This window comes from Pseudomonas sp. GLN_2, from assembly GCF_043106005.1.
GTDB classification, from domain to species: Bacteria; Pseudomonadota; Gammaproteobacteria; order Pseudomonadales; family Pseudomonadaceae; genus Aquipseudomonas; species Aquipseudomonas alloputida.
Genome location: NZ_JBICMC010000077.1, coordinates 195,567 through 219,479 on the forward strand (window position 1 = coordinate 195,567; position 23,913 = coordinate 219,479).

At 60.1% G+C, this 23,913-nt stretch carries 19 protein-coding genes; 16 read left to right on the plus strand and 3 right to left on the minus strand.

Translation table 11 applies throughout. From position 1 onward, the window contains the following. Nucleotides 1–32 precede the first annotated feature (32 nt). From ACF8Q6_RS17865 to ACF8Q6_RS17875, 3 genes are read left to right on the plus strand one after another with little or no spacing between them, the layout of a single operon-like run. A complete protein-coding gene (locus ACF8Q6_RS17865; RefSeq protein ID WP_012052264.1) occupies nt 33–560 on the plus strand; it encodes a (2Fe-2S)-binding protein in 528 nt (175 codons plus the stop codon). Then, nucleotides 557–1,558, plus strand: a complete 1,002-nt coding sequence (locus ACF8Q6_RS17870) for an FAD binding domain-containing protein (protein WP_392491886.1) — start codon at nt 557–559, stop codon at nt 1,556–1,558. The genes ACF8Q6_RS17865 and ACF8Q6_RS17870 overlap by 4 nt, the downstream gene beginning before the upstream one ends. Beyond that, nucleotides 1,555–3,753: a xanthine dehydrogenase family protein molybdopterin-binding subunit gene (locus ACF8Q6_RS17875; RefSeq protein WP_392491887.1), complete on the plus strand. Its 2,199-nt coding sequence runs from the start codon at nt 1,555–1,557 to the stop codon at nt 3,751–3,753. Before ACF8Q6_RS17870 ends, ACF8Q6_RS17875 begins: the two co-directional genes overlap by 4 nt. 467 nt (nt 3,754–4,220) lie before the next feature. Here ACF8Q6_RS17875 and ACF8Q6_RS17880 read toward each other — a convergent pair whose 3' ends face one another. Further along, entirely contained in the window at nt 4,221–4,379 is a 159-nt protein-coding gene (locus ACF8Q6_RS17880) for a hypothetical protein (RefSeq protein WP_012052261.1), read from the minus strand. A gap of 205 nt (nt 4,380–4,584) precedes the next feature. Here ACF8Q6_RS17880 and ACF8Q6_RS17885 point away from each other — a divergent pair, with 205 nt between their 5' ends. From ACF8Q6_RS17885 to ACF8Q6_RS17905, 5 genes are all read left to right on the plus strand, one after another. Further along, the gene (locus ACF8Q6_RS17885; protein ID WP_012052260.1) at nt 4,585–5,088 is read left to right on the plus strand and encodes a CinA family protein; all 504 of its coding nucleotides are present in this window, start codon (nt 4,585–4,587) and stop codon (nt 5,086–5,088) included. Nucleotides 5,089–5,407: 319 nt separating this feature from the next. After that, a complete protein-coding gene (locus ACF8Q6_RS17890) occupies nt 5,408–5,653 on the plus strand; it encodes a hypothetical protein (protein ID WP_041168594.1) in 246 nt (81 codons plus the stop codon). A gap of 77 nt (nt 5,654–5,730) precedes the next feature. Next, complete coding sequence (locus ACF8Q6_RS17895; protein ID WP_161774916.1) at nt 5,731–6,933, plus strand: zinc-dependent alcohol dehydrogenase; 1,203 nt, start codon at nt 5,731–5,733, stop codon at nt 6,931–6,933. A gap of 18 nt (nt 6,934–6,951) precedes the next feature. After that, nucleotides 6,952–7,185 carry a PLD nuclease N-terminal domain-containing protein gene (locus ACF8Q6_RS17900; RefSeq protein ID WP_012052257.1) on the plus strand — a complete coding sequence of 78 codons (234 nt, stop codon included), beginning with the start codon at nt 6,952–6,954 and terminating at the stop codon, nt 7,183–7,185. 35 nt (nt 7,186–7,220) lie between these two features. Then, on the plus strand, nt 7,221–8,549 hold the full coding sequence (locus ACF8Q6_RS17905; RefSeq protein ID WP_392491888.1) for an SDR family oxidoreductase: 1,329 nt from the start codon (nt 7,221–7,223) through the stop codon (nt 8,547–8,549). A 119-nt stretch (nt 8,550–8,668) separates the two neighbouring features. Here ACF8Q6_RS17905 and ACF8Q6_RS17910 read toward each other — a convergent pair whose 3' ends face one another. Beyond that, complete coding sequence (locus ACF8Q6_RS17910; protein WP_392491889.1) at nt 8,669–10,132, minus strand: efflux transporter outer membrane subunit; 1,464 nt, start codon at nt 10,130–10,132, stop codon at nt 8,669–8,671. 81 nt (nt 10,133–10,213) lie between these two features. Between ACF8Q6_RS17910 and ACF8Q6_RS17915 the strand changes: the two genes are divergently transcribed. The 8 genes from ACF8Q6_RS17915 (at nt 10,214) to ACF8Q6_RS17950 (ending at nt 22,274) form a co-directional block, all read left to right on the plus strand. After that, a complete protein-coding gene (locus ACF8Q6_RS17915) occupies nt 10,214–10,828 on the plus strand; it encodes a TetR/AcrR family transcriptional regulator (RefSeq protein ID WP_012052254.1) in 615 nt (204 codons plus the stop codon). Nucleotides 10,829–10,905: 77 nt separating this feature from the next. Further along, nucleotides 10,906–12,009, plus strand: a complete 1,104-nt coding sequence (locus ACF8Q6_RS17920; RefSeq protein WP_392491891.1) for an efflux RND transporter periplasmic adaptor subunit — start codon at nt 10,906–10,908, stop codon at nt 12,007–12,009. Continuing rightward, nucleotides 12,006–15,098 (plus strand): efflux RND transporter permease subunit, encoded by a 3,093-nt coding sequence (locus tag ACF8Q6_RS17925; RefSeq protein ID WP_392491892.1) that lies wholly within the window; start codon nt 12,006–12,008, stop codon nt 15,096–15,098. The genes ACF8Q6_RS17920 and ACF8Q6_RS17925 overlap by 4 nt, the downstream gene beginning before the upstream one ends. Before the next feature lie 72 nt (nt 15,099–15,170). Continuing rightward, nucleotides 15,171–16,463: a beta-ketoacyl-ACP synthase II gene (gene fabF / locus ACF8Q6_RS17930; RefSeq protein ID WP_392491925.1), complete on the plus strand. Its 1,293-nt coding sequence runs from the start codon at nt 15,171–15,173 to the stop codon at nt 16,461–16,463. Beyond that, nucleotides 16,460–17,710 carry a multidrug effflux MFS transporter gene (locus tag ACF8Q6_RS17935; RefSeq protein WP_392491893.1) on the plus strand — a complete coding sequence of 417 codons (1,251 nt, stop codon included), beginning with the start codon at nt 16,460–16,462 and terminating at the stop codon, nt 17,708–17,710. Before fabF ends, ACF8Q6_RS17935 begins: the two co-directional genes overlap by 4 nt. 505 nt (nt 17,711–18,215) lie before the next feature. Continuing rightward, on the plus strand, nt 18,216–19,160 hold the full coding sequence (folE2, locus tag ACF8Q6_RS17940) for a GTP cyclohydrolase FolE2 (RefSeq protein ID WP_392491894.1): 945 nt from the start codon (nt 18,216–18,218) through the stop codon (nt 19,158–19,160). A gap of 286 nt (nt 19,161–19,446) precedes the next feature. Further along, nucleotides 19,447–21,537 (plus strand): TonB-dependent siderophore receptor, encoded by a 2,091-nt coding sequence (locus tag ACF8Q6_RS17945; protein ID WP_392491896.1) that lies wholly within the window; start codon nt 19,447–19,449, stop codon nt 21,535–21,537. A 14-nt stretch (nt 21,538–21,551) separates the two neighbouring features. Beyond that, on the plus strand, nt 21,552–22,274 hold the full coding sequence (locus ACF8Q6_RS17950) for a DUF4198 domain-containing protein (protein ID WP_392491898.1): 723 nt from the start codon (nt 21,552–21,554) through the stop codon (nt 22,272–22,274). Between the two features lie 202 nt (nt 22,275–22,476). On the opposite strand, the gene ACF8Q6_RS17955 is transcribed toward ACF8Q6_RS17950, so the two are convergent. Beyond that, a complete protein-coding gene (locus ACF8Q6_RS17955) occupies nt 22,477–23,790 on the minus strand; it encodes a cation:dicarboxylate symporter family transporter (RefSeq protein WP_392491899.1) in 1,314 nt (437 codons plus the stop codon). Nucleotides 23,791–23,913: the final 123 nt, after the last annotated feature.

Here is a 23,913-nt window from a genome sequence, read left to right on the forward strand (position 1 = left end):
GACTGCGCAAACCCTGACCGTGAGGACCTACCATGAGCGCGATCTCTCCCAATGGGGTTGAAGAACACCCCATCGGCCTGACCCTGAATGGTCAGCGACTGACACTGCAGGTGAATCCCTGGACCACACTCCTCGACCTTCTGCGCGAGCAGTTGGACCTGGTCGGCACCAAGAAGGGTTGCGACCATGGCCAGTGCGGGGCCTGCACGGTGCTGCGCGATGGCAAGCGCATCAATGCCTGCCTGACCTTGGCCATCATGTGCGACGGGGCCGAACTGGTGACCATCGAAGGGCTGGTCAGCGGCGACGTTCTGCACCCCATGCAGCGTGCATTCATCACCCACGATGCTTTCCAGTGCGGTTACTGCACCCCGGGGCAGATCTGCTCCGCAGTCGGGCTTGCCCGCGAAGGGCGCGCCTACACCCGCGAGGCCATTCGCGAACAGATGAGCGGCAATCTTTGCAGGTGCGGTGCATACGGCAACATCGTCGCGGCGGTGGAAGAAGCCCTCCCGATGATGACGGATCTGGCCCAGCCACCACGAGGGCCGAATCCATGACGCCTTTCAGCTACCACAAGCCCGCATCCATCAGCGAAGCCGTGAGCCTGGCTGACGCTAGCTCGCACTTCATTGCCGGGGGCACCAACCTCGTCGACCTGATGAAAGAAAACGTGGTTCGCCCCCAGCGCCTGATCGACATTTCCGGGCTTGGGCTGAACCGCATCCAACCCACGCCAAACGGAGGCTTGTTGATCGGCGCATTGGTGAGCAACGCCGACCTGGCCTGGCACCCGATGATCGAGCAGCACTATCCATTGCTGTCGGACGCGATCCTGGCAGGGGCATCACCGCAATTGAGGAACATGGCCAGCACCGGTGGCAACTTGCTGCAACGTACTCGTTGCTACTACTTCTACGACACCGGCACCCCCTGCAACAAACGTGAGCCCGGCAGCGGATGCCCGGCGCGTACCGGCTTGAACCGTATCCACGCGATTCTCGGTGCCAGTGATGCCTGTGTCGCGACCCACCCCTCGGATATGTGCGTGGCATTGGCAGCGCTCGAAGCCGTGGTGCATGTGCAGGGGCCGCGCGCAGAGCGCCAAATACCTTTTGCGGCGTTTCATCGCCTCCCCGAGGACACCCCGGAGCGAGACAATCAGCTGGCAGTCGATGAACTCGTGGTCGCCATCGAGCTGCCGCCTCCGGTGTTCGAACAACATTACCGTTATCTGAAAATTCGCGACCGCGCCTCCTACGCGTTCGCGCTGGTGTCGGTCGCCGCAGCCTTGAGCTTCGATGGCCAGGTGATCCGGCAAGCTCGCCTGGCGCTGGGCGGCGTTGCCCACAAGCCGTGGCGAGACGCGGTTGTGGAGCGCATGCTGGCCGGCCAGGCGCCTAGCGAAGCGCTTTTCATCCGGGCCGCAAAAACGTTGCTGCAAGGTGCAAAACCTCTGAGCCACAACGGTTTCAAGGTCACGCTCGCCCAACGCGCCATTGTGCGGGCACTGGATGACGCGGCGCGCGGCGCCGCTAACGGGGGGGCACGACCATGATCAAACCTACACCGGTATCCGGCACGTCCCTGGACCGCGTAGACGGCGTGGCGAAGGTCACCGGGCAGGCGCGTTACGCGGGCGAATACCCCGAAGTGGACCTGCTCCATGGCAGCGTTGTGTCCAGTACCATCGCCCGAGGTCGGGTACTCAACATCGACAGTGCGCAGGCACTGCGCGTGCCCGGCGTGGTCGCCGTGCTGGACCATGACCAACGTCCGCATATTTCCAGTTATGACGACGACTACAGCGACGCCGATTCCGCGAAGGGGGCGCCGTTTCGGCCCTTGTTCAATGATCGAGTGCTCTACAACGGGCAACCGCTGGCGCTGGTGGTCGCCCAGACCCTCGAGCTGGCCCGGTATGCAGGTTCGCTGATCAGGATCGAGTACGCCGAGGAGCCCCACCAGACAGACCTGGGCGCATGCCAGCAGTCACATGCGGCACCCGCCGAAACACCGGCGCCGCGTGGCGACTTTGCCGCGCAGTTTGCCAGGGCCCCGGTGCAGGTGGATGCCACCTACCTGACTGCCAACGAGTACCACAACCCCATGGAGCCGCATGCATCGACCGTGCTCTACAAGGCCGACGGCACACTGGAAATTCACGACAAGACCCAAGGCACGCAGAACTGCCAGGACTACCTGCACAAGGTGTTCGGCCTGCCCAAGGCAAGCATCCGCGTGCGCGCGGCGTTCGTCGGCGGTGCCTTCGGCTCGGGCTTGCGTCCGCAGTACCAGTTGCCGCTGGCAGTGATGGCGGCATTGCACCTGCAGCGCTCGGTGCGCGTCACGCTGACTCGCCAGCAAATGTTCACCTTTGGCTACCGGCCGCGCACCGAGCAACGCCTGCGCTTGGGCGCGGACGTAAACGGGCAGTTGCTGGCGATCGCCCACGATGCACTTGGCCAAACCTCCCGCTTCGAGGACTTCACCGAGCACGTGGTGGAATGGAGTGGCATGCTCTACCAGTGCGACAACGTTGCCCTCAGCTATCGCCTGGCCTCGCTCGACGTGTACACCCCGCTGGACATGCGTGCGCCTGGTGCCGCGTCGGGGATGATTGCCCTGGAGTGCGCCATGGATGAACTCGCCTGTGCAGCGCAGATAGACCCGCTTGAACTGCGCCGGCGCAATTTCACCGCCAACAATGCCAACGAGGGCAAACCCTACTCCAGCAAGGAACTGCTGGCGTGCTACCGGCAAGGTGCCGAACGTTTTGGCTGGCAAAACCGTAATCCGCAACCGCGCAGCATGCGCCATGGCAACCAACTGGTCGGCTGGGGGATGGCCGGTGGTGTCTGGGAAGCCATGCAGATGAAGGCCAGCGCCAAAGCACGCTTCGATGCCCAAGGCCACCTCACCGTCTGCAGTGCCACCACCGATATCGGGACCGGCACCTATACCGTCATGACGCAGATCGCAGCCGACGCGGCTGGCGCCAGGGTGCAGGATGTCACCTTCGTGCTGGGAGACTCTTCACTGCCCACTGCACCCCTTCAGGGCGGATCGTTTACGGTGTCGTCGGTCGGTTCGGCCGTGCGCCAGGCCTGCCAGGTACTGCGCACCAAAGTGCTGGAACATGCGCGCAGGATGTACCCCCAAGTGGCCAGCACGGCCCGGGAGCAGATCATTTTCGCCGATGGCTACCTGCATGCAGGCAGCCATCGCCTGGCCTTGGCGGACATCATCGCCAGCGCCCCCGAAGGTGAGTTCGAGGTGCAAATCGACGCCGAGCCCGGCGCCAGGCGCCAGCCGTTCTCCACCGCCACGCATTCGGCGGTATTCGTGGAAGTCCACGTCGACGAGGACCTTGGCACAATCAAGGTAGTACGGGTAGTCAGCGCCGTGGCAGCGGGACGGGTTATCAACCCGAAAACCGCACGCAGCCAGATCTTGGGAGGCGTGGTATGGGGGGTGGGTATGGCCCTGCACGAAGCCGCGTTGACCGATCATCGGTTGGGCCGCATCGTCAACCACAACCTGGCGGAGTACCACATCCCGGTCAACGCAGACAGCGGGGATATCGAGGTGATCTTCGTTGAAGAGCACGACGATATCGTCAACGAGCTGGGGTCCAAGGGTGTGGGCGAAATCGGCGTCGTTGGGGTGGCAGCCGCCGTGGCCAATGCGGTCTACCATGCCACGGGCAAGCGTGTGAGGGAGTTTCCGATCACGCTCGACAAGGTGCTGTGATCCGGCGGGGCCAAGGCCCCGCTCGCTGCCTGCGTCGAGACGGGCTCTTTAGGCTGATCGCATACCGACTGCTTTTCGCCAACTCCAGGTCCTTGGCGGGCAGGCCCAGGGTTGAACGGGCGGTTCTGGTTCAGGCCCAGCCAGACCAGGCCCACGCGGTCGACCATCTAACAAGGGCTCAGGCGCTCCTGATGGCCTGTATATGATCCTGGGTGCTGCCAGGTTGAGCGGTCGAGCTTTGATTGGTGTTGTCCATCGTTATGCCCTCGAGCCTGATGGGTCAGCGAATGCCCTATTGGTTGGGCATTCATTCGGGGGACGCAGGGTGAAGGCGGAAGCTCAGCCCTTATGATCTATAACATTTACCCGGACTACCAAAGGAAACAGCGCGATAAACGTTCAACGTTTAAACCGGTGCAACGGCTTTAAACGTAACGGTAATCCGCACCAGGCAGCCCTTCAGAGATTCACCGCTGGCGACGATCCTGATCACGTGCCGCTTTTTGCGCGGTGGAATCATGCGATGTTCCCGTGGATCCATCCGGGCGATGCGCATCGTTGTCCCGTTCTTCCTCGCCGTGAGATTTCTGTGAACCTGACTTTTTTGAAAGGACTTCTTTGGTCATGATGTTCCTACTCTTCGCTGTGATCAGGAGAGCTCGGCCCAGTGCGCCAACACATTAGCGCTGCTGCCCCTCTCCATGAAGGAGGGCTGGGAACTGAACAAAGTTCAGACAGGTTTCAGGGAAGGGACAGGCGGACAAGCCATGCGCTGAACCAAATGTCCCAGGATTGCGTCCACCGCAAAAGAACACGCGAGTCGATACCCTTATGGCGACCGAACCTGTATTAGCTGCGCTCGGCTACCTCAAAGAGAACCGGTTGATCCTTTCCACCGCCGAATCATGCACCGCAGGTTGCATGGTCGCCTTGTTGGCGGCGGTGCCCGGCACTGGAGAAGTGCTGGAAAGTGGCTATGTCGTTTATTCGCCCTGTGCGAAAAAACGCTTGCTGGGGGTCAGCGCCGAGACAATCGAGCGATACGGTCTCACCAGCGAAGCCGTGGCCTGGGAGATGGCTTTGGGCGCGTTGAGAGACAGCAGTGCGAACGTGGTGATTGCAACGACAGGTGTTGCAGGGCCCAACCCTGAATCCGGGGTGCCCCCGGGGACGATGTGCTTTGCCTGGGCCTTCGCCGGCGAGCCTGTAGCCGTATTTACACGTACCCAACGTTTCTTTGGGGAAAGGTCGGACGTGATGCGGCAGGGTGCGCTATTCGGGCTGACGCGCCTGGCCCATTACCACCAACGCTGGCTTCGCGGCGAACGCGCCTGAGGGCAAGTGAAAAGCGGACGACGAGCTGATTTCCAGACGTTATCCCATCCGGGAAGACATACCCATGCAAAAGCGAGTTTAGCGCTTCGAGCGTGTAGCTTGGTATGTGCGGGTGATCATTGTCCTGCTGGCTTTGGCCGGGCTGTCGGTAATGACCCGTTGAGCGACGCCCAATCGATAAGCCAGGATGGTCGACTAAAGACAGCGCGCAGCCTGGACGCTCCATAATTCCGGCGGCCGCGAGTCTCGGCCAAGCGTTCTGAACCAGGTTATGTGCTCGCCAGTCCTACTTCCAAACGCAATCAATTGGGTACGCGTGATGAATGACTGGATCGACTTTCTCGAATGGCCTGCCATGGTCCTGACCGTGCTCGCTGCCTGGTGCATCGGCTCAGGGCGCCCAGGCCGGCGCAAACTGGGTTTCTGCTGCTTCATTGCCAGCAATGTGCTGTGGGCAATCTGGGGATGGCAGGCGCAGGCCTGGGCCCTGATCATCCTGCAGGTTTTCCTGTGCGCCATGAACCTGCGGGGCTGGAAGAAAAACGCCGCGATGCAACCGGGCTGATCGCTTGAACTTTTCCCTCTCTCTTGGCTTCCCCTGCATACCCATCACGGAAATACACGGCTGCAGGAGCAAATTCCATGAGAGCATTGACCTACCACGGCGCAAACGATGTCAGGGTCGATACCGTCCCAGACCCCATCATTCAAGATCCGGACGATATCATCCTTCGGGTAACCGCAACCGCCATTTGCGGCTCGGATCTACACCTTTATCGGGGCAAGATCCCGCAGACCGAGGCGGGTGATATTTTTGGCCATGAGTTCATGGGGGTCGTCGAGGATACCGGCAGGGCCGTTACCAACCTGCAGATCGGCGACCGCGTGGTGGTTCCTTTCGTCATTGCCTGCGGCAGTTGCTTTTTCTGCCAACACGACCTGTTCGCCGCCTGCGAAACCACCAACACCGGTCGCGGGTCACTCATCAACAAAAAAGGCATCCCGCCCGGAGCCGCACTCTTCGGATATAGCCATCTGTATGGAGGCATCCCCGGAGGACAAGCTGACTACGTTCGAGTGCCGAAAGCCAATGTTGGCCCGTTCAAGGTGCCAACCGCGCTGGCTGATGACAAGGTGCTGTTTCTCTCCGATATCCTGCCAACCGCCTGGCAGGCAGTCCTCAACGCCGAGATCGGCCAGGGCTCTTCATTAGCCATTTATGGCGCGGGGCCGGTGGGTCTGCTGACTGCCGCCTGCGCGCGAATGCTCGGTGCCCAGACCATCTTCATGGTCGATGACAACGACTACCGTCTGACCTATGCCCAGGACGCTTACGGTGTCACCGCTATCAACTTCGAGCAGGATGACGACCCTGCCGACAGCATCATCCGCCAGACACCAGGCATGCGCGGTGTCGACGCGGTCATCGATGCCGTTGGCTTCGAGGCCAAGGGCAGCACCGCCGAAACAGTCATGACGGCATTGAAGATCGAAGGCAGCAGTGGCAAGGCCTTGCGCCAGAGCATTGCAGCTGTGCGCCGCGGAGGCATTGTCAGTGTCCCCGGCGTGTATGCCGGCTTCATCCACGCCTTCATGTTCGGCGACGCATTCGACAAAGGCCTCACGTTCAAGATGGGCCAGACACATGTGCAGAAATACCTGCCAGAGCTGCTTGAGCACATCGAGGCCGGTCGTCTGCAACCCGAGCGCATCGTCACCCACCGCCTCGCCCTGGAGGAAGCGACCATGGGCTACAGGATGTTCGACCAGAAACAGGACAACTGCCGCAAGGTCATTCTGGTTCCCGGCGCGGCATCCGGCACCTTGGGCCCCGAATACGTGTAAGCCACAGGAGACAAGCCTATGAACGACCTTGCCATGTATTTCTGGATTGCAGTGGCGGCCATTCTGTTGCTCATCGACTTATGGGCCATCGTGAGTGTGTTCAGAAGCGACCAGTCCGACGCCTGCAAAGTGCTATGGGCCTTGGTGATCGTCGTGCTTCCGATCGTGGGCCTGGCCATCTGGGGCGTTGCCGGGCCGCGCGGTATCAAGCGCGGAACCGGGCCGACATCCGACGAACACAGCAAAGGTTGAACGTTTTGCAACGCACATCGAAAGGGGTCATTATTATGATCGATCAAGCGACAGGCATGAAACCAGGCGAACGTTACCGCGTCGAGAACGTCGAGCGCGCCCATCAATTCCCCGGCTTTTTTCTGGACGGTAGATATTACCTTGGCCCCGAACTGCTGACGGCTGTCGGCTGGCTTGAAGGCACGAAGTTCATTTATGACAGCCTGGATGCGGAGGGTGAGCCGGTATTCCCCGATCGGGTGGCCGGCACCATCGAGGGGCTGAAATTGGTGCTGGTCGACGGCACCGCCCTGGAGCTCTCGAGGATAGAAGCCCGTGCTTTCCTCGAATCTGCGACTGACGCGTTCGAGCAAGATTCACCGCCGGCCGAGCCTTCATGCTCAGCACAGGTAAAAGGCCCGTTGCGCGGCAAGGTCGTGGTCATCACCGGCGCTTCAAGTGGCATAGGGAGGGCCACCGCGCATGCGTTTGCCTGCAAAGGTGCTCGCCTGGTCCTGGCCGCACGGGATGAAGAAGCGTTGTTCGAGGTGCTGGACGAGTGCACCGATTGTGGGACGGACGCCGTGGCAATCACCACCGACGTTACCAGCAGCGATCAAATGCAAGCGCTGGCCGCACAGGCTGCCGAATTTGGCCATGGCCGGATCGATATCTGGGTCAACAACGCCGGCGTTGGTGTGGTCGGCAGCTTCGAGAAAACGCCGCTGGAAGCCCATGAACAGGTCATTCAAACCGACCTGGTCGGTTACCTGCGCGGCGCTCATGTGGCCCTGCCCTACTTCAAGGCGCAGCGCAGCGGCATCCTGATCAACACGCTGTCACTGGGCAGCTGGGTTGCCCAGCCCTATGCAGCGGCCTACTCGGCAAGCAAATTCGGCCTGCGTGGCCTGACCGATGCGCTGCGGGGAGAGTTGACGGAATTTGCCGATATCCATGTCTGCGATATCTATCCAGCGGTCATGGACACGCCAGGGTTCAGGGATGGCGGTAACTACACCGGCCATGCCCTCACCCCGCCTGGGCCGATCTACGATCCAGAACTGGTGGCAAAGGCCATGGTCGCATGCGCCATTTCCCCTCGTGCACACACCACGGTCGGCACCGCCGCCCGCCTTGCCCACCTGGCCAGCTTCCTCGTTCCAGGTCTACCGCAGGTTTCGGGATGGCTGACACGCTGGGGCATACACCGCAGTCCCCGTGCAACCATTTCCTCGGGCAATCTGTTCGAACCGCCGAGTGGCCGACGCCGCGTGGACGGTGGCTGGCGAAGCCGCAAAAACAACACACCGTTGTGGGTGAGTGCAGCTGTCCTGGGCATTATTGCCGGGCTAGTCATTACTCGCACGCAACGCAGGCGCCGCTGATGAGCGCGAGCACAAGTCATGCACGAGGGCGACCTCTACAGACTGACCCGACCGGTCCATTATCTGCGTGGGGGGCGCACCTGAGGGATACGTCTACGGCGCTAACCAACGGAGCGACATCAAGTTTTCTTTCTCGTGTCGCTGCCATTGAAGAGGGGGGACCACCCTCCTCCCAATGCGCGATACGTAGCGATTGCAGCACGGGCCGCCTCTGTTTGCGCGACCGCTCGTGAATCTGAAGCCCTAAGCAGTTGTTGATCAGCGTTCAGGACGTTCAATAGACTTGCAGCGCCCTTCTGGTAGGCCGCAAATGACGATTGTCGCGCTTGCGCAAGGGATGCCTCCCCCTCGCCCAGGGACTGTGCCTGCTGCTGGCGGTTGACCAATGCAGATAATGCGGTCTCGACGTCTTGCGAAGCTCCCAGCACGGCCTGTCGATAATAGGCCAAAGCTTCAGCCTCACGCCCTTTCGCCTGCTGGATTTCTTCATTGATCCGGCCAAAATCAAAAAGTCTCCATCGCAAGCCAAGAAACGCAGCCGCCTGGCTTGCCCCACCAGTGAAAAACTGACCGCCAGAGGTCGAAGCAGTGCCAACGAGTGCTCCCAGCGAAAACGTTGGATAATACTCACTGATTGCACTGCCAATAAGCGCGTTTGCAGACATGACTCTTCGCTCGGCAGCGATCAGATCAGGCCTGCGGCGCAGCAATTGGGCCGGCTCGCCGATGGCAGATAACTGAGGGGCCTTCGGAATGTGCGAGGGTGCTGCCATTTGAGTTCGATGGGTGCCTGGACTGCTGCCAAGCACAACGTCCAAGGCATTGAGTGCAGCATCAAGGTTTGCTCGCAAGCCCGGGATTGTTGCGTCAACTTGCGAGAGCTCGCCTTCGGTTTGGCGAACCTCATAGTCTGCCGCCAGCCCCTTTTGATTGAGCAGTTTGACTTTGCCCAAAAGCTCCCTCTGTGTTCTTGCCTGAGCTTGAGCAATGGCGAGACGAGCCTGAAGACCTCGAACGGTGATATAGATGTCGGCAGTCTGGGCTGCAATGGCAAGACGCGTCGCGACCGCACCGGCCTCGTACGCTTGGTACTGCGCCATAGCTGCCTCACGATTGCGTCGCAGCCCTCCAAACAGATCGATTTCCCAGCTTGCATCGAGATTCAGCTCGTAACTGCTCCCGTAGCGGTCGTAGCCCGGTGTTGAATTCAAGACCTGACCTAACGGTGTCTCGATCGATTGACGTGAACGAGCTGCTTGGCCATTCACGCTCGCCGAAGGCACGAGTGCTGCGGTAGCGGAACCGAGGGTGGCCCGAGCTTGCACAACGCGGGCCTGGGCTTGGGCAAGCTCAAGATTTTGCCCTATCGCTTCAGTCACGAGTGTGCTCAGCAGCGGATCTCCAAACCCATCCCACCAATTATCGAGTTTGTCGGCCCTCGCGCCTGGCGTGGCAGCCAGCCCGGCATTACTGATGTAATGATGGGCCAGCGGTGCGTTTGGCTGTTTATAATCCGGGCCAACCATGCACCCTGCAGAGAGGCTGGAACTCAGCAGCAGAGCAATAGTTCGGTAGGGAAGCATGATGATTCTCGTAGACCAAGAGCGGCAGTGACCATATCATGGTTTGGTCACAGCCTGTCAACCCGTTCCAGGACGCTTCCAATGACTAAACCTTCTCCACCCTCGCCGGCGCGAGGGCCTGCTGACCACGATGTGAGGGATCAGATCATCCAGGCTGCGATGGAGCACTTCGCCCACTATGGGTATGACAAAACCACTGTCTCGGATCTGGCAAAATCAATCGGCTTCTCAAAGGCCTACATCTACAAATTTTTTGAATCCAAGCAAGCGATCGGCGAGGTGATCTGCTCCAGTCGGCTGGCGCTCATCATGCAACGCGTCGAGGCGGCCACTGGCAATGCCCCCAGCGCCTCGGAGAAGCTAAGGCGTCTATTCCGTAATATCGCAGAGGCTGGGGCTGACCTTTTCTTCCAGGAGCGAAAACTCTACGACATAGCCGCAGTGGCATCGCGTGACCAGTGGTCGTCGGTCAAATCCCATGAAGCCAATATCAGCAGGTTAATTCAAGAGATCCTGATACAGGGCCGCAGCGCGGGAGAATTCGAACGCAAGACACCAGTGGATGAGGCGACGCTGGCCATCTTTCTGATCATGAGGCCCTACGTAAATGCCGCGCTCCTTCAGCATAACCTGGACACGCTTGAGGATGCGGTCATCCAACTGCCGGCCTTGATACTCAGAAGCCTCGCCCCCTAGCAAATTGTGACCATTGACAATATTGGTCACCAGTAGAAAAATGGGATTCCTACATCGCCTTTTGAGAAAGGGATCCCATGCGCCTGCGTCCTGCCGCCTTAGTCGGTTGCTTACTCCCACTCGCCCTCGTCGCTTGCGGGGACTCTTCACCTGGAAAAGACCCGAGAGATAAACCGCCAGTCGTGAAAGCGGTCTCAGTACAGGACGCGTCAGAACTTGCACGTTCGTTTTCCGGGGTTGTGGTAGCTCGCACGCAGAGTGACCTCGGCTTCCGAGTATCCGGAAAGATCTTGCAGCGCCTGGTCGATACCGGACAAACAGTCGAACGCGGTCAGCCCTTGATGCGCCTGGATCCGGTGGATCTGAATCTGCAGGCGCGCGCGCAGCAAGAGGCAGTAACTGCTGCTCGGGCACGGGCCAAGCAGACCAGTGACGACGAAGCTCGCTATCGAGGGCTGGTGGCCGAGGGCGCGGTCTCGGCCTCGTCTTACGACCAGATCAAAGCTGCGGCTGATGCCGCCAAGGCGCAACTCAGTGCCGCGCAAGCTCAGGCTGACGTTGCCAGGAACGCCACTGAATATGCGGTCTTGCTAGCCGACGCCGATGGTGTAGTGATGGACACGCTGGCCGAACCGGGCCAGGTCGTCAGTGCTGGCCAAGCAGTTGTAAAGCTGGCCAGGGCTGGGCAACGAGAAGCTGTCGTCTACTTGCCAGAAACGCTTCGACCGGCGCCTGGCTCGACTGCACTCGCCACGCTATTTGGCAAGCCTGCACAGGCCGTACCTGCTCATCTGCGCTTACTTTCAGATGCTGCAGACCCGATTACGCGCACATTCGAGGCCAGGTACGTGCTCACTGGGCCTTTGGCGAGCGCGCCATTAGGTGCAACCATTACGCTTGATATTCCAAATACTGATACGCATTTTGACGCAAAGCAGATACCCCTCGGCGCACTCTTTGACCCGGGTAACGGAGCCGGGGTCTGGGTGATAGCTGGCCAGCCGGCCAAGGTGTCGTGGCGCGCGGTGGAAGTGCTAAGTGTCAGTGACGAAAAAGCTGTCGTGAAGAGTGATCTGAACGCTGGCGATCGGATCGTGGCACTGGGTGCGCATCTGCTGCGCGATGGTGTTGAGGTCATGGAACAGGCTCAAACAGCTCAGGTCACGGAGCACCAGCCATGAGCCAGCTTCGTTTCAACCTGTCCGCGCTCGCAGTACGCGAGCGATCAATCACCCTCTTCCTGATTGTGCTGATCGCCTTCGCCGGAACGCTGGCCTTCTTCAAACTGGGCCGTGCAGAAGATCCGCCCTTCACCGTCAAGCAGATGACGATTATCACTGCCTGGCCCGGCGCCACTGCACAAGAGATGCAAGATCTGGTGGCCGAACCGTTGGAAAAACGCATGCAGGAGCTGCGTTGGTATGACCGTACCGAAACCTACACCCGGCCCGGGTTGGCATTCACGATGGTTTCGCTGCAAGACAAGACCCCGCCTTCGGCGGTTCAGGAGGAGTTCTACCAGGCCCGCAAGAAAGCGGGTGATCAGGCCAAGCTCATGCCAGCGGGCGTGATTGGCCCAATGCTCAATGATGAATTCTCGGACGTGACATTTGCGGTCTACGCGCTCAAAGCCAAAGGCGAACCGCAGCGCCAGCTGGTACGCGACGCCGAAACACTGCGCCAGCAGCTGCTGCACGTGCCGGGCGTCAAGAAGGTCAACATCATCGGGGAACAGGCTGAACGGATATTCGTGTCCTTTTCTCATGACCGCCTGGCCACACTCGGCATCACGCCACAGGACATTTTCTCGGCCCTGGACAACCAGAATGCCCTGTCACCGGCGGGTTCGGTGGAAACGCAGGGGCCACACGTGGTGGTCAGGGTTGACGGCGCCTTCGATCAACTGACAAAGATTCGCGAAACCCCTGTGGTCGCCCAAGGCCGCGCCCTGAAACTGTCGGATGTGGCCGACGTTGAACGCGGCTATGAAGATCCCGCGACGTTCCTGGTACGCAACGATGGCGAACCAGCCTTGCTGCTTGGCATTGTCATGCGCGAAGGCTGGAACGGCCTCGACCTAGGCAAAGCCCTGGAGGCCGAAACAGCCAGAATCAACGAAAGCATGCCCTTGGGCATGACGCTGAGCAAGGTCACCGATCAGGCGGTGAACATTACGTCCTCCGTCGACGAGTTCATGGTTAAGTTCTTCGTTGCCCTGCTGGTCGTGATGCTCGTCTGTTTCCTCAGCATGGGCTGGCGTGTCGGCGTTGTCGTCGCAGCCGCGGTGCCACTGACACTGGCGATCGTATTTGTGGTGATGGCCGCAACAGGCAAGAATTTCGACCGGATTACGCTGGGTTCGCTCATCCTGGCCTTAGGGTTGCTGGTTGACGACGCGATCATCGCCATCGAAATGATGGTCGTTAAGATGGAAGAAGGTTACGACCGCATCAAAGCTTCGGCATATGCCTGGAGTCACACGGCAGCCCCCATGCTGTCCGGCACACTGGTTACCGCCATCGGATTCATGCCTAACGGTTTCGCCCAGTCCACTGCCGGCGAATACACCAGCAACATGTTCTGGATTGTCGGCATCGCCCTGATCGCATCCTGGGTGGTGGCGGTAGCGTTCACCCCCTACCTAGGCGTGAAGCTGTTGCCTCAGATCAAGGCGATTGAAGGTGGTCATGCCGCTATTTACAACACCCGTCATTACAACCGATTCCGCACTTTGTTGGGCTGGGTGATCGCACATAAATGGCTCGTGGCAGGCACCGTGGTTTCGACATTTGTGGCCGCCGTGCTTGGCATGGGATTGGTAAAGAAGCAGTTCTTCCCGACCTCCGACCGCCCCGAAGTGCTTGTGGAGCTGCAGATGCCTTATGGCACCTCCATCGAACAGACAAACGCCACTGCAATCAGGGTTGAGTCCTGGCTACGTCAGCAAGAGGAGGCAAAGATTGTCACCACTTACATCGGCCAAGGCCCGCCCCGCTTCTTCCTGGCAATGGCCCCTGAGTTGCCCGACCCGTCCTTTGCCAAGATTGTGGTCCTGACCGAAAACCAGGGCGCTCGTGAGGCCCTCAAGCATCGTCTTCGGGTGGCGGCCTCCGAAGGTCTGGCACCCGGCGCTCAAGTGCGGGTAACACAACTGGTATTCGGGCCCTACTCCCCCTACCCGGTCGCCTATCGGGTGATGGGCCCGGATGCCTCGCAACTGCGCCAGATTGCAGCACGCGTCCAAAGCGTGCTGCAGGCGAGCTCCATGATGAAGACCGTCAATACCGACTGGGGTCCGCTTGTTCCCACGCTTCACTTCTCCCTGAATCAAGATCGCCTGCAGGCGGTTGGCCTGACGTCCGCCTCGGTGTCGCAGCAGCTTCAATTCCTGCTGACCGGTGTGCCGATCACGTCGGTCAGGGAAGATATCCGCTCTGTGCAGGTTGTAGGGCGTGCCGCTGGCCAGATCAGACTCGATCCTGCCCAGATCGAGAATTTCACCCTGGTAGGCTCGAACGGTCAGCGCGTTCCTGTTTCGCAGATCGGTGAAGTGAGTATTCGTATGGAGGATCCCATCCTCCGTCGCCGCGACCGAACACCCACCATGACAGTGCGGGGTGACATCGCCGAAGGGCTGCAGCCGCCTGATGTATCCACGGCGATCTGGAAAGACCTCCAGCCCATCGTCACGCAGCTGCCTGCGGGCTACAAAATCGAAATGGCAGGCTCTATCGAAGAGTCGGCCAAGGCCAGCCAGGCTATCGTCCCTCTCCTGCCGATCATGATTGCCCTGACGTTGTTGATCATCATACTGCAGGTGCGCTCTATCTCGGCGATGGTCATGGTGTTTCTGACTTCTCCGCTGGGGTTGATCGGCGTAGTACCTGTCTTGCTGCTGTTCGGCCAACCGTTCGGCATCAACGCGTTAGTCGGCTTGATCGCGCTCTCCGGGATTCTGATGCGCAACACCCTCATCCTGATCGGGCAGATTGACCACAACCAGCTTGAAGGACTTGCCCCCTTCGACGCTGTGGTCGAGGCCACAGTGCAACGCGCACGCCCGGTCTTGCTTACGGCATTGGCAGCCATCCTGGCCTTCATCCCCCTCACCCACTCGGTGTTCTGGGGCACCTTGGCCTACACCCTGATCGGAGGCACGTTCGTGGGCACGATCATGACCTTGGTGTTCCTGCCGGCGATGTATTCCATCTGGTTCAAGATCCACCCAGATAGCCGCATTGCCAAGCCAGCAGCTGCACGCCGCGCCTGATTGAACATTGCCTGCAACCCGTGCGCGCCCGATGTCATTCGTGGCGCGCTCATGATTCAACGAGAGGTCGAAATGACTCACAACATTATTCAAAAGCGCATCGTGGTAACCGGCACCGGCGTTGTCAGCCCGCTGGGCTGCGGCGTAACGGAAGTATGGCGTCGATTGCTGGCTGGCCAGTCCGGGATTCGCGCGCTTGCTGCCGATATCGTCGAAGGCACTGGCGTGTCGGTGGGCGGCAGCGTGCCCACATTGGCCGAGGATGCCGTGGCAGGCTATCAACCCGAGCAGGTCATCCACGCCAAGGAACGCAAGAAAATGGATCGATTCATCGAGTTTGCGCTGGTAGCAGCGGATGAAGCATTGCAGCAAGCCAGCTGGCATCCCGAGCGTCAGGCGGAACGCGCGCGAACCGCCACCGTCATCGCTTCCGGAGTCGGTGGCTTCGGCGCCATCGCAGAGGCGGTGCGCACCACTGACACACGTGGCCCTCGCAAGTTGTCGCCCTTCACGGCGCCATCGTTCCTGGCCAATATGGCAGCGGGTCATGTCTCCATACGCTACGGTTTCGAAGGCCCACTTGGGGCACCCGTCACAGCGTGCGCTGCGGGGGTGCAGGCCATCGGCGATGCCGCTCGGCTCATCAGAAGCGGCGAAGCGGATATCGCGATCTGCGGTGGCGCCGAAGCGGCAATCGATCGCGTGACGCTAGGCTGCTTTGCGGCTGCACGAGCGCTCAGCACGGGCTTTTCGGATAGCCCTGAGCAAGCCTCCCGTCCTTTCGATAGCCAACGGGACGGGTTTGTCATGGCTGAAGGGGCTGGCTTGCTGGTGATCGAGTCGCTGGAACATGCGCTGGCCCGTGGCGCCAAGCCCCTGGCCGAGCTGGTCGGCTACGGAACGAGCGCTGATGCCTACCACCTGACCGCTGGTCCCGAAGACGGAAGCGGTGCCAGGCGTGCCATGCAACTCGCGCTGCAACAGGCGTCGGTAGCGCCTGGGGACGTGGACCATATCAATGCGCATGCGACTTCTACCCAGGTTGGCGACAAGGGTGAACTTTCAGCGATTCGCGCCGTATTCGGTAGCGGCAGCGGCGTGGCCATTACATCGACCAAATCGGCCACCGGCCACCTCTTGGGGGCGGCAGGCGGTATCGAAGCCATTTTCACGGTGTTGGCGCTGCAAGACCAGGTCGTTCCCCCCACGCTCAACCTGACTCAGGTCGATGATGCTGCGCTTGGCCTTGACCTGGTTGCACGAATAGCCCGTGAAATGCCCATCGAATATGCCTTGTCCAATGGTTTCGGATTCGGTGGTGTGAACGCCAGCGTACTGTTCCGCCGCTGGGAGGCCAACGTATGAACAGCCGACTCGAAACACACGCCAACGAAGCTGAAGGTGATGCTCAGAGGGCCAACGTCCTGACGGCCAAGGTCATCCTGTTACTGGCAGCACTCGCTGCCATCAGCAACTTGTCCACCAATATCATCCTGCCCGCTTTTCCTGAAATGGCTCGACAGTTCAACGTCTCATCCCAGAAACTCGGGTTGACGCTTTCCAGCTTTTTCATCACCTTCGCCTTCGCCCAATTATTGGTAGGGCCGCTTGCCGATCGCTATGGCCGCAAGCGGCTGGTAGTGGGTGGGCTGATGATTTTCGTGGTGGGTACGTTTTGGGCGGCTAACGCCGCCACATTCGACATGCTGATTCACGGACGAGTAATCCAGGCTATTGGCGTGTGTGCCGCCGCGGTTCTGGCCAGAGCCATCGCTCGCGATCTTTATGAGGGTGAGAACCTGGCACGCGCGTTATCGCTGACGATGATCGCTGCCGCCACAGCACCAGGCTTCTCACCTTTGATCGGCAGTATGCTGAACACCACTTTGGGTTGGCGTGCACTTTTTGTAGTCGTCGGCATGTCGGCAATCCTTATCGCGCTGTTCTACGTCAGAGGGATAGGTGAAACCCTTCCTGGCCATCGTCGGGTGACTCAATCAGTACCTGCGGTCCTGATCGCATACGGCAAACTGGCGTCCAACCGTCTCTTCATTTTGCCCGCACTGGCGACCAGCCTGCTGATGAGCGGCTTATTCGCCTCGTTCGCCGCTGCGCCGTCCATCTTGATGGACGGTATGGGGCTTAACTCGCTCCAAGTGGGCCTTTATTTCGCGGCAACTGTCTTCGTAGTCTTTGCCGCTGGCTTGGCTGCTCCTCGCTTGGCTCACCGTTGGGGTAGCCGAGCCATCACCTTATCAGGCCTAGCGACTGCGTGTTTGGCGGGTGCATTGCTGCTGGTAGGCCCGAGCAATCCAAGCTTGGGCTGGTACTCATTGTCGATGGTGCTTTTCCTAGGGGGTATGGGTATTGCCAATCCGCTGGGAACGGCCTTGACCATGACACCGTTCGGGAAAGAAGCAGGACTGGCCTCAGCCCTTTTGGGATTCCTCACCATGGCAATCGGAGCAGTGTCGACCTGGATGGTTTCAACGCCGAAGTTTCCCACTGTTGCCATACTGGGAACGACCCAAACTGCAGTGTGCTTGCTAGCAATCATGCTGTTCGCGTGGTATGCCAAACGAAAGGTACCACCCAGCACTCAGCGCACATGAGCTAACTAAACTCGACAAATCTCTCCAGTAGGTCCCTCAGCCCCACCGGCACTGGTCGCCGATTATGGCGGTCAACGAAAACGTGCACAAAATGCCCGCTCGCGACCGCCTGCTTCTGGCCTTCGACCCCAGCGACTACGTTTCAGCTCGCCCCAGGCAGCGCATTCTAGGTCAGCGTTGATCTTGTCCAGCAGTTTTCCCCCACTTCAGCAGCCACACGCGAAGCGGCTTCCTGCCTCTACCTGCTCAAGAACACGGACATGATTTGCAATCTAACCTAAATGTTATGTTATAACTAAATACATTAAACGTTACCTCTGGCTCGACTGCAAACCGTCCATGGCCGGCAACCGGTCCCAGGCCGGGCCCGTCGCGCGCTGCTGACCGATGAGGAAAGGGCCCAGGGAACGGAAGGCTGGATGAAGCTGACCAACCCCTTCCCCGCCTGGAACTGATTCATACCCCTTGCTGCTACGTGCAAGGCTCCCACCACTGGATAGACATGATGAGCTCAGCATTACCCGACGTTTCCGTCACCGACCTGGCCCACAGCCTAAGCCCGTTGCAATGGGTCGGCATGCAGGGTATCGACCTGCCGGTAAGGATCGAAGAACCGACCTACCAGCGTGAACTGCACGCCCGGGCGGATGTCCAGGTCGACCTGCCGGCACCACACGTCAAAGGCATTCACATGTCCAGGCTGTATTGCCTGCTGGACGCTTGGGGGCAGGCTGCGGCGGTGTCGCCGGCAAGCCTCTTTGCGCTGTTGCAGGAGATGATCGACAGCCATCAGGATTGCGAAAGCCGCAATGCCAGGTTGCGCCTGGATTTCGATTTGCTGGTTCGCCGCCCTGCGCTGGTGACCGAGGGCCTCTCTGGCTGGAAGTCGTACCCGGTTCACGTGCTCGCCACGAAGGTCGGCGGGGCACTGAACCTGAGTATCGAGGTCAGGATCGGCTATTCCTCGACCTGCCCGTGCTCGGCCGCTCTCTCCCGACAATTGATTGAGGACGGCTTCCTGCGAACCTTCAAGGACCAGCCGCTGCTCGAAGCCAGCGCCGTCGCGCAGTGGCTGCGCAGCAACGCGTCGCTGGCGACGCCACATAGCCAGCGCAGCGAAGCTCGAGTGCGCGTCACGGTACCTTCCGATGCCCCGGATCTCGGGTTGCTGGCCCTGATCGACCAAGTCGAAGGCGCTTTGCGCACGCCGGTTCAGACCGCCGTAAAACGGGCTGACGAACAGGCTTTCGCAGCGCGCAACGGGCAGAACCTGATGTTCGTCGAAGACGCTGCGCGGCGTATTCAGGCAAGCCTGCGCGGTTACCGCGATAGCCAAGTGCACGTTCGCCACCTGGAAAGCCTGCACCCGCACGATGCCTCGGCCTGGTCCGCCCCGCAGGCATCTGCGCCTGACCAACAAGAATCATTTGCAACCGGTAATGAGCGCTAACCACTGGTGTTACGTTATTACATTTAATAACATGCGTATCCCAACACATGAACATTTCCTCATCAGGATTCATTTGTCAGGCCTGACGCAAGGCGGCCCCTCTACTCGTAAGGGTTTCTAGTCATCTTTGATGCAGCACCGCCCCAAGAAGCGCGCGGCATCGATGTTGGCATCGAGTGCAGCCTGATGGTGTATCCGTTGTGATCCCCTTCGAGCTCGTGGACAGTGCCCAAGTCAGGACGCACCAAAAAATGCAACGTTATAGCGTGAAAAACGGAGACTTTACGTGAACCCTCGTGCCCCCCTTCTGGCCGGCCTGACGCTGGGCTTGTTCGGCCAGCCGATTTCAGCGGCACAACCCTTGCTGCTGAACGAAACCTCCATCACCGACGCCTACCTCGAAGAGCGCGCCGACGGGCCGGTGCAAGGCTATCGTGCCAACCGCTCTGCCACCGCCACCCGCACCGATACCGACCTGCGCGACACGCCGCAGAGCATCGACGTGGTGCCCGCGCAGGTGATCAAGGACCTCAACACCACCCGCATCGACCGCGCCCTGGACTTTGCGGGTGGCGTGTCGCGGCAGAACAACTTCGGCGGCCTGACTTTCCTCAACTACAGTGTGCGCGGCTTCACCACGGGCGAGCTGTACAAGAACGGTTTCGCCATCAACCGCGGCAGCTACAGCGCGCCGGACACGTCCAACATCGAACGCATCGAAGTGCTCAAAGGCCCGGCGGCCAGCCTGTACGGCCGTGGCGACCCTGGCGGACTGGTCAACATCGTCACCAAGCGCCCCCAGGCCGAAGCCTTCAGTACCCTCACCCTCAGCGCAGGCAGTTGGGACCGCTACCGCACCGCCCTGGACGCCAACTCGCCGCTGGACAGCGAGGGGAATCTGCTGGGCCGGATCAACCTCGCCGTCGAAGACAACGACAGCTTCCGCGATCATGTCGGCAGCGAGCGCCGTATCGTCAGCCCCTCCCTGAGCTGGCAACTGTCACCCGACACCCGACTGATGATCGACACCGAGTTCTCCCGCACCGAGTCGGTGTTCGACCGCGGCATTCCGGCGGTCAACGGCGAAATGGGGTCGGTCAAGCGCTCGACCTTCCTTGGCGAGCCGAATGACGGCGAGATCCGCAACGACAACCAGACCCTCGACCTGGCGCTGGAACACGTGCTCAACGACAACTGGACGCTGCGCCTGGCCAACCACTACACCCAGGGTACGCTCAAGGGCAACAGCTCCGAACCCCAGGCCCTGGTGGGCACCACCATCACGCGCTTCTATCGCGAACGCGACTTCGAATGGAACGACAACATCACCCAGGCCGAGCTGCACGGGCAGTTCGAGCTGGGTGGCTGGCAGCATCAGACCCTGGTCGGGCTGGAGTACGAAAACTACCGCAACAGCCAGAAGTACCCGCAAAGCGCCACCTCCGCAGCGTATGGGCTGGATATCTACAACCCGGTATACGGCAAGCCGAAGCCGGCCATCACCCGTGCCAACGACTTCTTCGAGCACACTGAAAGCTATGCGATCAACCTGCAAGACCAGATCGCCTTCACCGAGCGCTTGCGCGGGTTGCTGGGCGTACGCCTGGAGCGCTTCGAGCAGACCTCGCAGAACCGCACCACGGGTCTGAGCAACAGCCAGGAAAAGGACGTTGCCACACCGCGCATCGGGGTGTTGTACCAACTGACCCCGCAAGTCGGCGTGTTCGCCAACGCATCCACTTCGTTCAAACCCAACACCATCGGCACCCAGGGCCAGGTGTACAAGCCTGAAAAGGGCTTGGGTTACGAGACCGGGGTCAAGCTCGACCTTCTCGACAGCCGCCTGGGCGCGACCATCGCCCTGTTCCATATCGACAAGGAGAACGTCATCACCACCGACGCCCTTGGCGAGAGCGTGGCGGCGGGCGAAGCGCGCAGCCAAGGCCTGGACCTGCAGTTCAGCGGCCAGCTGACCGACGCGTTGCGAGTGATCGGCGCCTACGCCTACATCGACGCCGAGGTCACCAAAGGCGACGCAGCCCTGCCCAAAGGCAGCGACTTGCTCGGTATCGCCCGTAACAGCGGCAGCCTGATGGGCGTGTACGAATTCCAGGACGGTGCCCTGCGCGGCTCGGATGTGGGCGCGGCGGTGAACTACGTCGGCGAACGCTCCGGCCAGGCCGGCAGCGACTTCACCCTGGACGCCTACAGCACGGTCGACCTGTTGGCGCACTACAAAGCCAGCGAACAGGTCACCGTCGGCCTTAACCTCAACAACCTGTTCGACCGCAAGTACTACGAACGCTCGTACAACAGCGCTTGGGTGCTGCCCGGGGAGCCACGCAACTTCAGTGTAAGCCTGACCCTGAGCCTTTGAACCGAGGAACCATCATGCATCCATCGTTGAAAGTCGCTTCCCTGCTGACCCTGATGGTCAGCGTCAACGCAGGCGCCCACGGCCTGTGGACCGAGGAGCGACGTGGCAATATCGAGGCCGTGTACGGCCACGGCGCCGAGGATAACGCCTACAAGGCGGAAAAGATCAAGCGCGCCTGGGCGTTCGACGCGGCGGGGAACATGGTCCCGGTCACGGTCAAGCGCCTGGCGGATCATGCCGTGCTGCAACCACTTACCCCGCCTGCGGCACTTGCCTTGCTGCTGGACAACGGGCCTTGGTCGCAGCGCCCGGACAGGCAATGGGTCAATCAGGATCGCACCCACGTCAAGGATGCGATCGCCTCCACCCACAGCTTGAAGTACAGCCTGGCAATCTACCAGCGCGGTGCTCGCCTGCCGAAACTGGACATGCTGCGTTTGGCGATTATCCCCCTGAGCGACCCTCTGCAAGTCGGGCCAGGCAAGACGCTGGAAGTGCAGATGCTGCTCGATGGCAAGCCGGCTGCGGATATACCGCTGCAGGGTGATTACCGGGGCGCCCCTCACCAGGTCAGCGCCACCACCGACAAGCAAGGCCGGGCACGTATCACCGTACGCAATGAAGGACTCAACATCATCGCGGCCCAGGCTACCCTGCCAATGGCAGACGGCAGCCCCGTGGCCCAGCAGAGCCTGTTCAGTTCACTGTCGTTCCTGGGTGAGCCGCACCACGAGTAGACTAAGCGACCTACCTCGGCCGTGACGGCCGAGGTATGGCAGTTGGAGGCGTTCGGAATGAGTGCCTGCAACCAGCATCCGCACCATGACCATTGGCACAAGCCCGGCTGCGGCCACACGGCAATCGAACACGATGGGCATGTCGAGTACCTGCATGATGGGCACTTGCATCACATGCAGGGCGATCATGCCGATGAACACACTAGGCCGTTTTCGCCGGGTCCTCAGCGCTAATCGAACAGGTCAACACTTGAGGGCACTCCTCGGAAGCTACCGGGGCAGCAGGCATCCGGTATTGGTTCTCCCACTTCGCCACAACCAGAGGCGCCAGTGCGTTGCCCAAGACATTCAGCGCCGTGATCGGCATGTCCATCAAGCGATAGACTCCGGCGATGAACGCAATACCCTCCACCGGCAAACCGGCACTGGTCAGCGTAGCGGTCAAGATGACGAACATGGCACCCGGGACGCCGGCTGCGCCCTTGGAGGTCAGCACCATGATGATGATCAGCATCGCCTGGTCAGCCAAGCTCAGGGGAATCTCATAGAGCTGCGCGATGAACAGCGTGCCGATGCCCACGAACAGCGATGCGCCATCCAGATTGAAGGAATAACCCGTAGGGATAACCAACGTAGCAATCGAACGCGGCGCACCGTAGGCCTCGACCTTTTCAATCAGCTGGGGCATGACAGTCGCCGAGGCGGCGGTACTGAACGCCAGGATCAACTCATCCTTGATCGCCTTGATCAGGTCGAAGATGTTGATCCCTGCAACCTTCGCGATGCCGCCCAGCACGACCACGCCGAACAGAATGACCGCGACATAGGTGACGGCAATCAGTTTTGCCAGAGGCAGCAACGCGGAAAGCCCGAAGTTGGCGACCGTCACGCCGATCAGGCCAAAGATCCCGATGGGTGAGTAGTGCATCACGATATGCGTCACCTTGAACATCGTCGCGGAAATGGCATTGACTACCGCGATCAACGGCATTTTCTTCTCTTTGTCCAGAGCACTTAGCCCAAAGCCGAACATGACCGAGAAGAACAGGACAGGCAGCAGCTTTCCTTGCGCCATTGCACCGACGATATTGTCCGGGATGATGTTGAGGATGACTTGACCAAACCCAGTGTTCTCCGAGGTAGACGGAAGCGAGAGCGTTTGGGTGTTTGCCAGGGTCGTCAAGTTGGCACCTACGCCTGGCTGCGCAAGATTGCCAACCAGCAGGCCACACACAATTGCGATGCTGGTCACGACGAAGAAGTAGAACAGGGCTTTCACCCCGACCCGCCCTATCGCCTTGCTATCACCATTGCCTGCGATCGCGCCGACCATGCACGCGAATACGAGGGGTACGACAATCATCTTCATCATCTTGATGAAAATGTCGCCGACGGGTTGTAAAAGGCTGCTGATTATCCAGGCTTTATACTCGGGAAAGAAATTGAGAAGTGCCCCCACTACAACCCCGAGCACAAGACCTGCAATAATTCTAGTCACCAGACTAGTCTTTGCCATACGTCCTCCAGTTATTATAATTTGGACTGTACATTGGCCGGCAAAAGTGCCAAACACATCGTTGGAGCCTGTTATTTTTATTGAGTGGCCACTCACCGATACACGCCTCTTATCTCACGCAGA

Coding starts and splice junctions, on each gene's coding strand:
- ACF8Q6_RS17880 (WP_012052261.1), bottom strand. CDS start 4,379: ATGACCAAAGAAGTCCTTTCAAAAAAGTCAGGTTCACAGAAATCTCAC.
- ACF8Q6_RS17885 (WP_012052260.1), top strand. CDS start 4,585: ATGGCGACCGAACCTGTATTAGCTGCGCTCGGCTACCTCAAAGAGAAC.
- ACF8Q6_RS17900 (WP_012052257.1), top strand. CDS start 6,952: ATGAACGACCTTGCCATGTATTTCTGGATTGCAGTGGCGGCCATTCTG.
- ACF8Q6_RS17905 (WP_392491888.1), top strand. CDS start 7,221: ATGATCGATCAAGCGACAGGCATGAAACCAGGCGAACGTTACCGCGTC.
- folE2 (WP_392491894.1), top strand. CDS start 18,216: ATGAGCTCAGCATTACCCGACGTTTCCGTCACCGACCTGGCCCACAGC.
- ACF8Q6_RS17950 (WP_392491898.1), top strand. CDS start 21,552: ATGCATCCATCGTTGAAAGTCGCTTCCCTGCTGACCCTGATGGTCAGC.
- ACF8Q6_RS17925 (WP_392491892.1), top strand. CDS start 12,006: ATGAGCCAGCTTCGTTTCAACCTGTCCGCGCTCGCAGTACGCGAGCGA.
- ACF8Q6_RS17890 (WP_041168594.1), top strand. CDS start 5,408: ATGAATGACTGGATCGACTTTCTCGAATGGCCTGCCATGGTCCTGACC.
- ACF8Q6_RS17895 (WP_161774916.1), top strand. CDS start 5,731: ATGAGAGCATTGACCTACCACGGCGCAAACGATGTCAGGGTCGATACC.
- fabF (WP_392491925.1), top strand. CDS start 15,171: ATGACTCACAACATTATTCAAAAGCGCATCGTGGTAACCGGCACCGGC.
- ACF8Q6_RS17870 (WP_392491886.1), top strand. CDS start 557: ATGACGCCTTTCAGCTACCACAAGCCCGCATCCATCAGCGAAGCCGTG.
- ACF8Q6_RS17875 (WP_392491887.1), top strand. CDS start 1,555: ATGATCAAACCTACACCGGTATCCGGCACGTCCCTGGACCGCGTAGAC.
- ACF8Q6_RS17915 (WP_012052254.1), top strand. CDS start 10,214: ATGACTAAACCTTCTCCACCCTCGCCGGCGCGAGGGCCTGCTGACCAC.
- ACF8Q6_RS17920 (WP_392491891.1), top strand. CDS start 10,906: ATGCGCCTGCGTCCTGCCGCCTTAGTCGGTTGCTTACTCCCACTCGCC.
- ACF8Q6_RS17910 (WP_392491889.1), bottom strand. CDS start 10,132: ATGCTTCCCTACCGAACTATTGCTCTGCTGCTGAGTTCCAGCCTCTCT.
- ACF8Q6_RS17865 (WP_012052264.1), top strand. CDS start 33: ATGAGCGCGATCTCTCCCAATGGGGTTGAAGAACACCCCATCGGCCTG.
- ACF8Q6_RS17955 (WP_392491899.1), bottom strand. CDS start 23,790: ATGGCAAAGACTAGTCTGGTGACTAGAATTATTGCAGGTCTTGTGCTC.
- ACF8Q6_RS17935 (WP_392491893.1), top strand. CDS start 16,460: ATGAACAGCCGACTCGAAACACACGCCAACGAAGCTGAAGGTGATGCT.